The following is a 14,640-nucleotide window of genomic DNA, read 5'->3' as shown; positions in this document are numbered from 1 at the left end:
GCGAGACCCCCATGTCCCCAGAAGAAAATCGAGACAGGACCCCTACACAGGCCGGGGCCACTGTCAAGCAGACGGCGTATGAGGAGATGATACGTCAGGGTAAGTTTGACCTCTCCGCTCTCAATAAGCCCGCCAAGCAGGCCGCCGATTGGTCCTCTAATGAGATCAATCTTCGTATCAAAGAGCAAATTCTCCGGGAAAATCCCATGCTGTGTTCTTGGGTCCAAGTGCCTAAGAACGCAGAGGCCGCGAAGGGGGAATTGCGCGAACTTTCATTTTGGGAGCGGCTTTCCAACGTTAACCTGAAAGATGAGGCAATCGAACTGGGGGAAGGGGCCTGGGAGTGGCTGGCTGAAACCCGCGGGCCGGGCGATGTCATTGAGTTTGGAAAGGGTGCTCTCGGATCAGGCGCGAAAAAGATAGGCACTGTCACCGAGGGACTGGGACAAATGATCTACACGCCGCCGGGTCCGAACGAAGCCCCTGGCGAGGAAGGGTGGCTCAATTTTGTATCAGAAGGCCTTCAGTCTACCGGAGAGTGGATTCAGGATTCCAGCGAAGAAACGTTTCGCGCCAGGGAGAAATGGAAGGACAGCTGGGCCAGACAAGCTGGCGAGCTTATCGGTGATGAACTCCCCAATTTCGCCGTGAGCAAGATTCCAATCGCCGGAGCGGCCTTGGGTCCGGTCTTCGATGGCTTCGCGAATGCTGGCGAGGCCGCTGGCAAAGCACGAAAGGCGGGAGCCGATGAGAGAACTCAAACGACTGTAGCGAGGTGGGGAGCTTTGTTAGGTGGTTTGGACGCTGTCCCAGTCGATAAATGGATCGAGGGAAAAAACGATGTACAGGGAGGCCATGCTGGGACGAGCGGTAATTCGGGGAAAGGGGGTAAGAGTTGGAAGAGAGTGGGCCTTGAAATTGCGGCCCAAACTGCTTGGGGCGGGACTAAGGACTCTTTGAAACAGCTCGGGCAGAACGCAATTGAACAGCATTATTATAATTCAAAGAGAAATTTAACCGACGATGTAGCGAGTGCAACTGTTAAAGGCGTGGCCAAGTCGGTGATGTTTCAAGGTGTCCCGAAGGTCGTAAAGCACGCTTTCGGTCAGCCCCGCGGAAAGGCCGGGCAGCCGGAAGCCGAGGGTCAGACGCTCACCGAAATATCAGAGCATGCCACTTCGTCCAAGGTTCGTGCGCTTCATCCAGAAGAATTTGACGACTACCTACGCGTGGTGACCAAAGATACGCCGATCGAGACGCTTCACATAGAGGGGAAAAAGTTTAGCGACGTCTTTCGAAACAGTGGTGATGACACGAGCACGGCATTCCGAAATTTGCCCGGTTTCGATAACGCGCAATTGAATGTAGCCATTTCCAGCGGTGGAGACGTCAAACTACGTCTTTCTACTTATGCGACGCACTTGGCGGGGGGGAAATACGATTCAGCGTTGCTGCCTCATATGCGCTTCGATCCACGTGCCAAGACGCTTGCCGAAGTGCAGGCGTCGAGAGCGCGTGAGAGCGAGCGCTCATCCCCGGCAAATAGCGATGCCGAGGCCGTGCGGGGAGTTCAGGAGAAAAATCAAAAAATTGCGCACCAGGAGCGTCAGCAGGATGTTCAGCGTCTGCCGCATTCCGGCGTTCTTCCGGAGCAGGCGCAGTCTGGGGCTGTTGCGCTGGATGCCACGCGCGGGGTGAGATCGGCTAAGACCGGTCGGACGCGCGAAGACTATTTGCGGGAAAACCCGCCGGCTGGCGCGTCCTCGACCAATGGTGCTTTGGGGCAGGCGGCTGTTGGTCCTTCTAGAGGGGACAGTGGTTTTAATAGTGCAGCTGCTGCCGTTCCTACGCCCGACGGGAATGGCGTTTCGTCAAAGGGTGAGAGAACTCTGGCCTCTCCGCCGCCGCTTTCCTCACCGGCTGCTTCTGACGCGGGCATGCCTATAGAGCGCTTCAAGGCGATACTGGAATCATCCACCGCGCCTGTGGTCAGGCTGGAATCGCCCAGTCCGTCGCCTGAGATTTTCAAGCGACAAGGCCCCGTGATACCGAGCGAGATGCCCTGGCCAGAGCGTCGAAAGACGTTGGAACGAAACGGGCGATAAATTGAAGGAGGGATTCGATGGACGCTGTTGAACCCGATCACAACTCATCCCTCATCCGGCTTTTTGAAAGTGTCGAGCTTGGCACATTTCTTCGTGGGACGAGCCGGTATTTTCTGGGCACGCTTCCTGAAATAGGCCGGACGGATGCCGATGTTGAGGAGATGGGTGATAGTCTGCGCAACTGGGGGCGAGAAGTTTCTGGTGCTGACGAAAGAACGATCCACGCGCATTTTGCCCATGCCTTCGAGATGTATCTGCTGGAGGGTCAGGCGCCTTCGGTGGCGCTTCGCACTGTTTTCGAGCATTTCGCCGAGTGGCTTCTGCATGTCTATGGAGCATTGCGCGGTCTTGATTTGACGCTTTCTCCTGACATTCGCGATGTGCTTTTGCGGATGCTGGTAACGCATGCGGCGATTGAAGAGGCGCGCGATGACATGTCTGTGGGCATGCTGTTTATGGGCCGGAAGACGGCGGGGCTTTCCGCGGATGAGCACCGGCGCCTGCGCCGGCTTCATGAAGAGGCCGATGATGAGGCGCATCAGAAGCTGCGGCGTCAGGTGATGAAGCCGATCTTTCTCGCGCGCCAGGACTGGTATCGCAAGGAGCGCGAGACGATGAAAGAGAACGCCACCCGGACATTGCAGGCTGTTCCAATCTACCGTGCCATTCAGGCATTGCGGTTTGGCACGGATTTCGATGGCAGGCCGGTGGGGCGGATCAAGCTGGACAGGGGCGTTCTGCAGCGGGAATTTGGGTTGAAGCCGCTTTCTTCTCCTTCCGATGGAGGCGAGGGCGAGCTGGACCATGCCAATGCCTTTGCCGGACGTGAGGGCATTCACCCCGACATTGCCGCCGGCATGTATGGGTTTGACAGTGGCCGGACGTTTCTGCAGGCGCTGGTGCGGGCGCGTCCTATCGAACTTGCCATCGAGCTTCTGACCGAGCGGACGATGGTTGAGCGTCATGGCGATCTTTTGCTTGACGGCCAATTGGAAGAAGAGGCGCTGAAGGCGCTGCATGGGGATAAACGCCGGGCGTTTCTGCTGGCGGAGCTGAATGCGCTGAGCAAGCTTTCGGGCGGTGAGGCGACTACGCGTTACGAGGTGGAGGGGAATGTCCACCGGCTGTTCAGCGCGCTGAAGATATCCAGCGCGACAGATTCGGACCGCCACCTTGCGGCGGAGCGCAAGACCGCTGCCGAGGCGGCGAGTGCCTTTGCCAAGGACGATCTGAGCCAAGCGGCGGAGGCAAAGCGCCGACAGCTGATGGCCTGCCATTTTTACATGGCGGCTTCCGCCAAGGCTGATCAGCTCGAAAGGCTGATCGACCGGATGGCGGCGCTGGACGCCACGGATGACGAATGGACGGCGGGTGAGGAGGCGGATCACCGAAAGGCGATACGCATGCTTGCCGCAAAATTTGGACTGGCGAGCATGCCCGTTCGTTTCGATATGGACGGTTGGCTCGAGCAAATGAAGGAGGGCGACCTTGTTCTATAATGCGGTTTCACAAGCCGAAGAGGTCTATACCTGGGCTGAAGAGAGAGTGTTCGGTGATCTGACGGTTGCAGAGTTCGATGCCGTTCATGACGCGATCGACAATGTCGAGGAGGTTGGCCGGGCTGCGAAAAGCATCGAGATCGAGGGAGTGCGGGAGGATCGCGACTCCGTTATTAGCGCGCTCCTGGCGGTTGTGGAGACGCGCAGCGGGGACCGAAATGCCGCACTTCAACGCAGGCTCAAGGCTGTTGGTGCAGGCGCTCTTTCGCCCCTTTCTTTTGCCGCGGCGATGCGGCGCGTCGAGGTTTTTGCGCTGGATATGGATGAAGGGATGGAGGGCGTGTATGCGCGTTACATCGTTCAGCCAGTGAGAGACGCATTCGACCTGTACCAAAAGGAAAAGGCGGCTCATCTTCGTGCCCTCCGGGCAATTATCGAGCCGCGCAAGGCTGAGTTTTTCGGGCCGGCGATCAGCGCACCGGAGCTTGGATACATATTCGAAAACAAGGGCCAGCTATTTCATGCGCTTCTGCACATGGGCAACGACAGCAATCGGAAAAAGCTTCTGGCCGGGCGCGGCTGGGAGGCTGGATGGGATGGCTTTCTTCTGCGGATGTGGAAAGAGGGTACCGTCACCAAGGCCGATCATGATGCGGCGCAAGCCATTTGGGATGTGATGGATGGGCTTAAGCGTCCGGCGCAGGAGGCACACCGCAAGATATGCGGATTTTCCTTCAGACCGGTCTTGCCTGCCGCGATCAGGACGCCGTTCGGCACCTATGAGGGTGGCTTCATTCCAGCGGTGTTCGAAGTGAGTACCGATATGCTGGACAGGGGCAGCATGAAGCAAGGTTCGCAGCAGGGTGAGAATCCCGCATCCATGCTTCCGGCCCGCTGGCCGGCTTTCCTTGGCTTGCCGGCCGGAGATGACGCACGATCGATCGCATTGGATATTCTGATGTTGCCAGCGCATGTGGATCGGCTGTTGAGGTTTATCCATCTCGAGCCCGTTGTTCAGCCGTTGGCTCAGATGATTGGCCGTCCGGAGATCCGCTTCGCACTGGATGAGGTGGCGCCCGGGATTTTCGAGACGGTGATCGGTCCATGGCTGAGCATCGTTCGGCAACCGGTATCGAGTGGGCTGCCAGGAACGCCGGAAGGGCAAACGCTGCTTGGCACATTGAAGCGGATACGTGGTGAGCCGGGTGTTCGCAACATGGTCCTGGATATGGTCAACGCGGCCGCACTGGCGACGGGCGGGTTCTCCACTCTGCGGCAGCTTGCGCCTGAGCGGCTGAAGGCGGCGCTCATCCGTTTCATGTGCCAAGGTGAGGGCGCGGCGATGCGGGAAGAGGCGGCACGTCTTTCTCCCATCATGAAAGCGCGTATCGGCGCGGGCAGTCGGGAAATGGAAACTCGTCTCGCAGACGCGGTGGTCAAGCCGGAGAACGGCGGGCTCCTTCAACAAAAGGCAGCGGTGTATGGCGACATTCTGAAAAGCGGCGCTCGAGCCGTTCTGAATGTCGTTGCCTGGCACTCGGCTTATGACGAGGCAATTGCCAAGGGTATGGTGCAGGCCGATGCTCTGCTGAAGGCCGACAGTCTTGTCCAGGAAATTGCGGGCACCGAAACGTCGACAGAAGGTGAGACCTTCATGCCATTGTTCGCTCTGTTTTACAGCTATTTTAACGGTCAGGCGTCTCTCGTCGGCGGGAATCTCCAGCCGATCATGGGGCACTTTGGTTATGCCGGCGCGCCGCGTCTGTTTGCCGTCTATATGGCTGGAATTGCCATGCCGGCGGTCATCGCCCAAGTCCTCGTCGCGACCGCGAGCGCGGGGGATAGTGAGACGGACGGCGATTTCGACGCGCTGATGGGTCTCTTTCTCGGAGCGAAAGCCGAGTATGGAGCGGGTATGACATCTCAGCCTGGCCAGCTGTTCGACGCCTTCGAGGCTGGATGGGGCGATGTGCCGTCAAGCTCGGATATGACGGCACGCGCAGGTTTCGATTTTACCGCAGGACTTTCCGCGCTTGGGCTGGTGCTTGACGTTTCTGAGGAGTGGCTGGCGAAAGCCGCAGCCATTGGTACGGGTGCGGTGAATGGCGACCCACAATGGGAGGTGTTTCTTTAACGGCTGCAGCATGCTCTGCCAGTCGATAACAACGGCGACGATGGAGGGGTGATTTTCCGCCCGCGTTTTCAAACAGTGATCACACAGACCGAAATGACAGGCGCCTGCGAAGGCGCTTTTTTTATGGAGTGAACCATGACGGTTTCAAGCGAAGTGAGCGTGGCCGGGCCGTTTTACGGCAACGGCTCAACCAGGACTTTTCCTTATGCATTCAAGATTCTCGATGCCAGGCACATTCGGGCGGTTCTGATTTCCGCTTCGGGTGACGTGTCCGATCTTTCTCTCGACAATGGCGATTATTCCGTCACCGGCATTGGCAGCGAGACCGGCGGCGATGTCATCAAGGCCACGCCGCTGCTGGCCGGCCAGACACTGACGCTGGTGCGGCGACTGCCGCTCACCCAGGAGACATCACTGGAAAACCAGGGGGCCTACTATCCTGAAGTTGTGGAGCGTCGGCTTGATCAGATGGTTATGCAAATCCAGTCGGTAAAGGAGGCGACGGAGCGATCGCTGACTGTTGAGCCCGGACAGGAAAAGCCTTCCATGACGCAGATTGCTGCGGCAGAGGGCTATGCGCAGGGCGCAAAGCAAAGCCGCGATGAGGCGAGCCAGTTTTCTAGCGATGCTGCTGGCAGAGTTGAAGAGGCTTTTCAAGCGGCTGGCCTGTCGGAACGGTGGGCGAGCGCGCCGGAAAATCAAGAGGTGGTTCCGGGATCGGGCCAGTATTCAGCACTGCATCAGGCCAAAAAGGCAGAAGCTGCGAAAGATTCCGTTATCGCCGGTTGGTCTGCTGCTGTGCGCAACGCCCCATTGAAGGCGACGCCTTCAATGGCCGATGAGTTCGGTTTTGCCGATAGCGGCGATAGCTGGACGATCAAGAAGCAGACCTTTGCCAAGCTGCAAGAGGTATTCGGCCTCCCGATTGGTGGCGTCATGATGATGCCCGGCAACGGCAACAACCCGCCAGCCGGATTTCTGCTGATGAACGGTGCGCCCTGCACGCCAGCCTATCCGCAACTGCGAGCCTGGTTGCTCGCCAATGGCGCAAGCACCAACGGCGAAGGCGATCCGATTATCGAGGATATGGGAGGGTACTTTCCGCGCGGTTGGAGGCCAGGGCAGCTTGTGGATAGCGGGCGTGTGTTTGGCGCTGTGCAGCAGGATGCGCTGCAGAACATCACTGGCGAGCTTTCACAGGCTCCGTCCATTAGTACTACCGCAACTGGCGCCTTTGCACGCGGAGCGGGTAACGGGACAGGTGATGTTGGACGAGGCTCCAACAACGGTGAGTCCCTATCATTCAGCGCTTCAAGGGTCGCTCGAACAGCAATGGAAACGCGCCCGGTCAACAAAACCTTTTCGTACTGGATCAAGGCATACGCCGCCGATCAGGCGCCTGGAAGCGCTGATTTTACGTCGCTCGCCAACAAAGTTCAATCCGTGCTTACACGCCTCTCGGCGTTGGAGGCAGATGCACCGTTCATCAGCACTCCGCAAACTGTGATTGGAAGCGGCATTGTGGTGGTCGAACATTCGCTTGGGAAGTTTCCGAGTTGGATCACGCTGGATTTCGTAAACATGCAGACCGAAGGCGGATATTCGCCGGGAGATGTCGTGAACGTAGCGCCCTCGCTTCCCGATAACTATGGCGGCCACGGTATTACGGTATCTAAGACTAGGATCAATATAATGATCATCTTTTCCTCAGGCGGTGTCTATTTCAACCAGAAAATAGGTGGTGCGCCATACCTGATCAATCCTGCTAAATGGCAGATGATTGTGAGAGCGAAGGGGTAACTCAGCGGTACTTCGTGAACAGGGTCGGCTTTCCTCTTGCTGGCTATAGCAACTTAACTTTTTGTCGCAGAGCGCGCTTGCAGTTAATTGCCCCCTCAGAACTGGTTCCCGTCCAATTCAGCCACAACACAAAAGGTCACAAACATGAGCCTTATCAAGAAATTCGACACTGTCGTCTATCAGGATGCGCGCGGCGACGATGCCGGTGCTCCTGTTGTCGTTTCTGTTTCTCTCGACAGTTCTGGCAACCCAGCGCAAGCGCTGCCTCCAGGGCGAGCGACCTCCGCGCAGTCTGTTCCAACAGCCCTCTCAACCGAAGACAAGGATGCGCTCGACAAGGCTAATAGCGGCTATAGCAGCGCTGCGGCATACACCAACAATATGGCAAGAGCGCCCGGTAGAGGCATTCTCGCGAGTATTACGACGGCCGGCACGGCGACGCTGACTTTTGGCGGTGCGGATATCCAATTCACCTTTGCTGTCGGTCCCACGATCCTGCCGCTCGCAATAACGAAGATATCCCTCGGAACCGCGGCTGGTTCATTTTATGCGGTTTCCTGATGGGGGTTTAAGCGATGAGCGGTGAAATGACGGGTCTGGGTTTGGCTCTCGGAATGGGTGTGGTCCAGACGAGTGGTGTTGCGCCACCGGTGGATCCTGATCGTTACATGGTGTTTGCGACACGTGCGCGTATGCCGTCCGGCGCGATCTACACGGCTCTTGCCAACAACACATACATCTGCACGAAAATCAAGGTCGGCTGTCCTCAGTTCAAGACCCGCGCCTTCAGGTTCCATTTCTCGGGCTTCGCATCCACGGAGGGCGGGAATTCTCCGCAGGAAACGATCGTCACCGGCACGCTCGGTACTCCGGGAAATTCTGTCATAATCGACGAATTTGTCCTGCGTTACAGAGGGCAGTTCTATCCTGTCACCTTCAACGGGGGCAGTGCCGGTGTAACGATTGCGGATCAGACGAACGGCATCTGGACGGACGAGATCACGATCCCTGGCGATGTCGATGCGGAGGGTGATGTTGAGCTTTGGACTGTCTACCATGTCGCGAGCGCAGGTGACAAAGTCTGGCCGGTCTATCGTGTCCAGCATCATCGCGGCGAGCGTGTCTGGGGCGGCGCAAGCCTCGGCGCGGTACAGGCGTTCCAGGCCACGCCTGACGCGGCGAGCACCTCCGCACTCATCAGCTCAACGGGCGAAGCCGGTTATGGCCAGCAGGCGCAATATCAGCATTATGGCCCGGATTTCATGGTCGCCAAGGGAGACTGGGATGGACGTCCTGTCGCTCTGGTTGTGGCAGATAGCATCGGCGAGGCCCGTCAGGAGTATGGTCCAAATGCCGATGCACGGGGTAATCTCGGTTATCTGCGAAAATGGCTTGATAGAAAGGACACCGTCGGCCGGGTTCCGCATCTGGTAATTGGCATGCCAGGTTCGGCGAGCTTACGCGAATTGACAGGCAGCGGCTCTTCCATCGCTACCCGCCGCTGGGAGATTCTCGATCAGGTGAAGGCTTTCAATAACGGGAAGCTGCCCTTTACGGCGATCCTCAATCAAATGGGTCAGAACGATACGACAACGTCCTACGCGACCTGGTGGAGCCGCGTTACGGGCTTGGCGTCACGCCTTCGCACGCGCTATCCCGGTGTCCGGCTCGTTCATCTCGTGCCACTGGGGCGGGCTGCCAATAGCCAGGAATACACCGACGCCAACGCCGTGTCCTATAGCGCAAACAATGTGTGGCCGGCAGACGGCACGGATGCATCCGGCAAGTGGCGGCTTCGCAATGACCTTCTGGCGCTGAAGGATAATGTCGCCGATGCCGCCATCGATACACTGGCGGCGTGGCAAGGTTCTGCGGGGCTTGCCAAGCCTCCGATGTATGATGAACTTCCGTGGTCCAGCCTCACGGAACAGGCTGGAACGGATGGCACCGCGACCTATCAGACCTTTCAGGTGGCGGATGGCTCGCTTTATCAACCAGAGCAGCAGCTTCGCGTCTACTCGCCGGATGGGACGACACTGTTGGGATCGGGCAGTGTCATCGCTGAGATTTCAGGTGACACGCTGAAATTGCAGTCGGCGATCGCGACCGTCTTTCCCATCGGTGCGCGGCTCTATCAAATTCCGGTGAACTACGGCGACGGGTTGCACCCCATGCCGGTGCTGGTCAGGCAACTGGCCACGAAGCTAGCTGATAGTGAAAAAGCAAAGCTGTCTGCGTAATCTGGTCATTGACCGACATGGTCATCGCGTCCCGACGGCGCATTTCAATCCTTGAGCTTCTCTTAGACCCTCAGGCATTCGACAGCGGCGAAGGCAAGACCGCTTCACGCCGTGGCGTGACAACGGCCAGGCGCTCTTCAAAGGAAAAAACCATGCTGATTGCCAATTGGCGGCAGGTGCTGAAACGCGCCTGGTCCATTCGATTGCTCGTGCTTGCCGGGCTTCTGTCCGGCCTCGAAGTGTTTCTGCCGATCATCGATGAAAATCTCGATATTCCGCGCGGCGTTTTTGCCGCGCTTTCAGGGGTCGCGACCTGCGCGGCCTTTATTTCCCGTATTCTTGCTCAGAAAGGTATTGTCGATGCCGATCAACAGGATCACGCCGACACGGCGGGGTAAGGCTGCGCTTGCGGCGGTGCTCGCCAGTATCGCTGCCGGTGGCTATACGGCCTATGATCGTTATGCCACGACGGCGAAAATGGATCCTGCCGTCATTCTGGCAGTGGAGAAGGCCATCATCCCCTGGGAGGGGCTGGTGCTGAAGTCCCATTGGGACCCTTACGCGAAAATCTGGGACATCTGTTATGGCGAGACGAAAGGTGTCGGTCCCGGCATGACGAAGACGAAGGCGCAGTGTCGCGACATGCTTCTGCGCCGCGTCCATGATGACTATTATCAGGCGATCATGACATGCTCTCCGAACCTGGCGAAAGCACCTTTGAGCGTTCGTGCGTCGATGATCTCCGGCGCCTATAATTTTGGTGTCGGTGCCTGGTGCCGGTCGACGGCGAAGGCGCGCGTTGAGGCAGGGCAGTGGCGGGCGGCCTGTGAGGCGCAGACGGCCTTCAATCGTGCCGGTGGCCAGATCGTGCGCGGCCTCGTCAACCGTCGGGAAATGGGCGACGCGCAGCGCATTGGCGAGGCGGAACTCTGCGTGAGCGGCCTATGAGTATTTTTTTTCCGACTTCGCTTCCGGCGCGATTTGCAGCGCTTATCATCGTGGCCCTGCTGGCCTTCGGCGGCTTCCGGCTGTGGCTGGCGTCGCATGATGCGACACTGCTGAAAGGTTATGTGCTTCTCTCGGAAAAGACCGCCGCCGAGGCAAAGGCCGCGGAACTGGAGCGCCAGCGCAATGCGAGCGCCCAGGCGCTCGAAGACTATCGCAAGCGTGCGGTGGCCGATGCTCTTACCCAACGAAAACGCCAGACTGAACTCGAAGAGGCGATCCGCAATGACAACCAGACGATGGATGATGGCGATTACCGCTGGAGCGATGCTGATCGTTTCTGGCTGTGCCGGCAAAGAGGCGCGGCTGATTGCAGCCGCGGACGCGCGGGGCAGGATGGCCGCTGGAATCCGCCTTCCGGATCTGCCCGATGAGTGCCGTCAGACGATGGACAGGGTCGTGCCGAAATACGGGATCGAGAAGCCGCGCAATACGCAATTGCGATGGGAAGTTGCGGCCGATCTCGCTGACCGACGCACCGGGCGATGCGCCTCCTTTTACGATGGCGTGAAAACACGTTTCGACCCGACCACGCCGCAGGGCGTGGAGCGTGGTATCAGGCAATGACAGGACTTGAAGACATGAACGGCCATGAAACCCACCGCGCCTATAGCGATGCCGCCACCGCACAGCTTGGCGAGCGCGTCACCAACCTGGGGCGCAGGCAGAGCGATCTTGAAACGGAAATGCGCTCTGGTTTTAAGCAGGTGGAAAACGCCATGGGGGTAATTGCCAATGAGATGCGCACGTCGATCTCCGGCCTATCTGCCAGCCTTGCGGAGCGCAGCCGTACCCAATGGCCCGTCGTCTGGTCGGCGGTTGGCGTGTCGTTCACGATCCTGGCGGCACTCAGCGCCTTCGTCTATGGCACACTCAGCAAGGACCAGAGCCGTCTCGATGCCGCGATCCTGAAAAATTCCGAATTGGCGCAGACGGCTGTCGCCAGATTGGCCGAAACCACGCAGCAGAGCATCGTGGCCATGACCGAGCGGATGGTGACGCGCCAGGAAATGGAGTGGCGACAACAGCGCGGCTCCGAGGACCGCATTCGACTGGAAACAGAAATCAAGGATTTGCGCGATGCGCAGGTCCCGCGTCCCGAGCTTGATCGCGCTTTTGCCGATTACGATCAACGCTTCAGCGATCAGCAGCGGCAGATCGACGAACAGAAGAGGCGAGCTCAGCCTCAGTAATTCCTCAAAGTCACGTACGGCATGTGGCGCCGATCATGTCTTTTCCGAAGATCTGGCGAAATGATGCACACCGAAGGCAATTGCCGCGATGATGAGGATGCAGGGGATCAAGACGAGCGCCATATGATGGCCGAGCGCAAGTCTGCCGAGCAGCGTTTCGACAGCCTGTCCCAAACCATAGCCGACGGCGGTGATGACGGTGCCCCAAGTGGCGGCGGAAATCATGTTGATGAAGAAGAAGCGGGCGGCCGCAATGGAGGATAGGCCGATTGCGACCGGGCTGATGGTGCGAATGCCATAGACGAAGCGAAAGAAAAAGATGAAAGCGTTGGGGTGCTGTTCCAGCCAGGAGGTGACGCGCCTCATTGCGGGCTTTGCCGTCAGCCGCTTCACCGCTCTAAAATCGCTGGCATAGCGTCCGAGAAAAAACAGGATCTGGTCTGCCAGGAATGAGCCAATGGCGGCTGCCATGGCGGCCTGCCAATAGGGAAACAGACCCTTGTGGGCCAAGACCCCGCCGAGAAATGCGACGGTCTCTCCCTCGACGCCGGAGCCAATGAGAACGGCGGCAACGCCGTAATCGGTTATGAAGTGTTCAAAGGCCATGATGTCTTCCGGATGAATGGTCGATGGTAAGACTGTCGTGGGGCATAAATGGTTGCCACCGCATCCTGGTTTCGCGCCTGTCCCTTGTTCGTCCTCGGTATTTTCGGTGTGTCGGCGCGTAAAGGGATCTGCTGCCTTATCGTTTCGTGATCCAGCCGGCGAGTGATGCCGTAAGGCGTGGGACTGGAGGAGCGGATGGCGAAACATCGGAAAAAATCGGACCTGCCTTCGAAGATCTGCCCGGTCTGCGGCAGGCCTTTCGTCTGGCGCAAGAAATGGGCGAAGGACTGGGACACCGTAAAATTCTGCTCCCAGCGATGCCGCGAAGCGAAATAAGGGTTCGCTCCCGCCCGTCCTGACGAAGTGATGAGAGCGTCACTACGAAACGAAGACGTGCCCTGCCTCTTCAAGAAGACGTTCTGCGCGGTCCCAATCCCTGTCCGGCACGAGAATATGCTCGCCGTCAAAGGTGCAGAGAACGAATACGCCTATGCCATTTTCGGAGATCGGCTGGATCAGTGCCTGAAGGATGCCGGTGGCATTAAACGGAATGGGGCCGAGGCTGCGCAGGCAGCGCCAGTTCGGCTCGGCTTCGATGTCCCCCGGCACGCGGTCTTGCAGGCAGATCAGAGTGAGTTCATCATCGCTTCTCACCAGGGCGGAGAAGCCGGGCCCATTGAACCAGTCCGGGACGGATGCGCCAGTTGCAAGTCGTGCGACGCCGTAGAGACCGGGAACAATGCGCAGGTTTATCGAATGTGGCATGGCGCCTCGTCCCTCTACTGTCTGGTTTCAGCGTCGATCAAGGTCGTGGGACGTACCGCGCAATGGGCCACGCATTTTTCGATCTGTGAGAAATCCGTCAGGCCGCACCAGAACACTTTCCAGCGCTCCTGTTTGAAACAGCCGTCGGACTGGGCGTAGTAGAATATGTTGACCTGGTTGTTGTGGCGCGAGCGCCAGAACAATTGCGGTGTCTCTTCGCGCATGACCTTCCAGACCGCACGGCCCAAGCCCTCGCCCTGCGCCTCGTCCAGGACAGCGAACTTGTCGAGATAGGGCACGCCATCTTCTTCAGTCATGATGATGGCGGCGCGGTAATGCTCGCTGATATAGGCCCGCAGCAGGCGGGTGCGCTGGAAATAATCCGCCACCACGGGCCGCCCGAAGCTGGATTCGATCAGTGCTCGCAACCGGGTCAGGTCCAGCTCCTCCCAGGAGGTGGCGCGCAGCACGCGCTCGCCGCGGCGGATCAGCGTGCCGGAGCCCTTATGGGTGAAAAGCTCCTGCGCCAGATTGGCCGGGTTGGTGATCGAGATCGAAGACTCCATCGGCAAGACGTCCAGCAACTCTCTCATCTGCTCGATCTTGAAGGTGAAGCCGCCGTCGCAATAGGTCTTGCCGACGAACTGGTCGTATTCGGTAGACAGGTTGATCGAATCGATCCGGCGGCCAGTGTCATGGCGCAAGCCGCCTTGGCTTGTCAGAAAAATGACCTTGAACGGTTGCAACGACCGTACCATCTCGCTGGTCGCGTCATCGCTGCCGATCTCGATGACCTGGCCGGATGGTGTCTCTCCAACGCTGCTGATGACGGGGATCGATCCAGCATCGAGGCTGGCTTCGATCGGTGCAAGCTCGACAGCGCTGATGGTTGCAACAGGATTGGCAGTATTGCCTGTCGACGTTTGCGCCATGAAGATGCCTGCCGCAATCGAAGTGGCGCGCGCGCCTTGCTGCTCAAGCAGTTCGACAAGCTTGAGATTCAAAGCTTCTGCCGAAAACTCAAATCGATTGCCAGAGGCTGCCCCCAACAGCACAATAGGCGTCAGGCCGACCTGTTGCAGAAACGACAGCGACGAGGCTGTTGCCTCCGCTTCGCGCGCATCGCGCAGGATCGCGCCATCGATGTTGACCACCGCGAAGCGCTTGGCATCGAGCTGGGAAAAGCGTTTCAGATACTGGTCGATCTCCTTGGCGCTTGCCATGGTGGAGAGGAGACGCACGATTGTCTGGCGGGTGTCGCTTTGCATTCTGGGCATAGTCGTTGATTGTTTC

At 58.4% G+C, this 14,640-nt stretch carries 15 protein-coding genes; 12 read left to right on the top strand and 3 right to left on the bottom strand.

The genetic code is table 11. The features are described 5' to 3' along the window. Positions 1 to 11 precede the first annotated feature (11 nt). The 11 genes from QZ862_RS17670 to QZ862_RS17620 all read left to right on the top strand — a co-directional run bounded on the left by QZ862_RS17670 (position 12) and on the right by QZ862_RS17620 (position 11,976). Positions 12 to 2,105 carry a hypothetical protein gene (locus QZ862_RS17670; protein ID WP_296101194.1) on the top strand — a complete coding sequence of 698 codons (2,094 nt, stop codon included), beginning with the start codon at positions 12 to 14 and terminating at the stop codon, positions 2,103 to 2,105. Positions 2,106 to 2,122: 17 nt separating this feature from the next. Then, on the top strand, positions 2,123 to 3,604 hold the full coding sequence (locus tag QZ862_RS17665) for a hypothetical protein (protein ID WP_296101193.1): 1,482 nt from the start codon (positions 2,123 to 2,125) through the stop codon (positions 3,602 to 3,604). Beyond that, entirely contained in the window at positions 3,594 to 5,738 is a 2,145-nt protein-coding gene (locus QZ862_RS17660) for a hypothetical protein (RefSeq protein WP_296101192.1), read from the top strand. Before QZ862_RS17665 ends, QZ862_RS17660 begins: the two co-directional genes overlap by 11 nt. Positions 5,739 to 5,873: 135 nt before the next feature. Next, on the top strand, positions 5,874 to 7,538 hold the full coding sequence (locus QZ862_RS17655; protein WP_296101191.1) for a hypothetical protein: 1,665 nt from the start codon (positions 5,874 to 5,876) through the stop codon (positions 7,536 to 7,538). Positions 7,539 to 7,682: 144 nt separating this feature from the next. Next, the gene (locus QZ862_RS17650; RefSeq protein ID WP_296101190.1) at positions 7,683 to 8,099 is read left to right on the top strand and encodes a hypothetical protein; all 417 of its coding nucleotides are present in this window, start codon (positions 7,683 to 7,685) and stop codon (positions 8,097 to 8,099) included. Between the two features lie 14 nt (positions 8,100 to 8,113). Beyond that, on the top strand, positions 8,114 to 9,778 hold the full coding sequence (locus QZ862_RS17645) for a hypothetical protein (protein WP_296101189.1): 1,665 nt from the start codon (positions 8,114 to 8,116) through the stop codon (positions 9,776 to 9,778). Between the two features lie 152 nt (positions 9,779 to 9,930). Beyond that, complete coding sequence (locus tag QZ862_RS17640) at positions 9,931 to 10,176, top strand: hypothetical protein (protein ID WP_296101188.1); 246 nt, start codon at positions 9,931 to 9,933, stop codon at positions 10,174 to 10,176. Beyond that, positions 10,139 to 10,726, top strand: a complete 588-nt coding sequence (locus QZ862_RS17635) for a lysozyme (RefSeq protein ID WP_296101187.1) — start codon at positions 10,139 to 10,141, stop codon at positions 10,724 to 10,726. Before QZ862_RS17640 ends, QZ862_RS17635 begins: the two co-directional genes overlap by 38 nt. Beyond that, complete coding sequence (locus QZ862_RS17630) at positions 10,723 to 11,157, top strand: hypothetical protein (RefSeq protein ID WP_296101186.1); 435 nt, start codon at positions 10,723 to 10,725, stop codon at positions 11,155 to 11,157. The genes QZ862_RS17635 and QZ862_RS17630 overlap by 4 nt, the downstream gene beginning before the upstream one ends. After that, positions 11,120 to 11,350 (top strand): hypothetical protein, encoded by a 231-nt coding sequence (locus tag QZ862_RS17625; protein WP_296040267.1) that lies wholly within the window; start codon positions 11,120 to 11,122, stop codon positions 11,348 to 11,350. The genes QZ862_RS17630 and QZ862_RS17625 overlap by 38 nt, the downstream gene beginning before the upstream one ends. A gap of 14 nt (positions 11,351 to 11,364) precedes the next feature. Then, positions 11,365 to 11,976: a hypothetical protein gene (locus QZ862_RS17620; protein WP_296101185.1), complete on the top strand. Its 612-nt coding sequence runs from the start codon at positions 11,365 to 11,367 to the stop codon at positions 11,974 to 11,976. 33 nt (positions 11,977 to 12,009) lie between these two features. On the opposite strand, the gene QZ862_RS17615 is transcribed toward QZ862_RS17620, so the two are convergent. Continuing rightward, positions 12,010 to 12,582 (bottom strand): DedA family protein, encoded by a 573-nt coding sequence (locus tag QZ862_RS17615; protein ID WP_296101184.1) that lies wholly within the window; start codon positions 12,580 to 12,582, stop codon positions 12,010 to 12,012. 195 nt (positions 12,583 to 12,777) lie between these two features. On the opposite strand from QZ862_RS17615, the gene QZ862_RS17610 reads away from it, so the two are divergent. Further along, the gene (locus QZ862_RS17610; protein ID WP_296101183.1) at positions 12,778 to 12,918 is read left to right on the top strand and encodes a DUF2256 domain-containing protein; all 141 of its coding nucleotides are present in this window, start codon (positions 12,778 to 12,780) and stop codon (positions 12,916 to 12,918) included. 42 nt (positions 12,919 to 12,960) lie between these two features. On the opposite strand, the gene QZ862_RS17605 is transcribed toward QZ862_RS17610, so the two are convergent. Together QZ862_RS17605 and QZ862_RS17600 are read right to left on the bottom strand one after the other, a co-directional pair. Beyond that, positions 12,961 to 13,347, bottom strand: a complete 387-nt coding sequence (locus QZ862_RS17605; RefSeq protein WP_296013938.1) for an ACT domain-containing protein — start codon at positions 13,345 to 13,347, stop codon at positions 12,961 to 12,963. A gap of 14 nt (positions 13,348 to 13,361) precedes the next feature. Beyond that, the gene (locus tag QZ862_RS17600) at positions 13,362 to 14,615 is read right to left on the bottom strand and encodes an acetylglutamate kinase (protein WP_296013935.1); all 1,254 of its coding nucleotides are present in this window, start codon (positions 14,613 to 14,615) and stop codon (positions 13,362 to 13,364) included. Positions 14,616 to 14,640: the final 25 nt, after the last annotated feature.

The sequence above is a fragment of the uncultured Agrobacterium sp. genome (assembly GCA_913777615.1).
GTDB lineage: Bacteria > Pseudomonadota > Alphaproteobacteria > Rhizobiales > Rhizobiaceae > Agrobacterium.
This window is presented reverse-complemented; position numbering and strand designations above follow the sequence as displayed.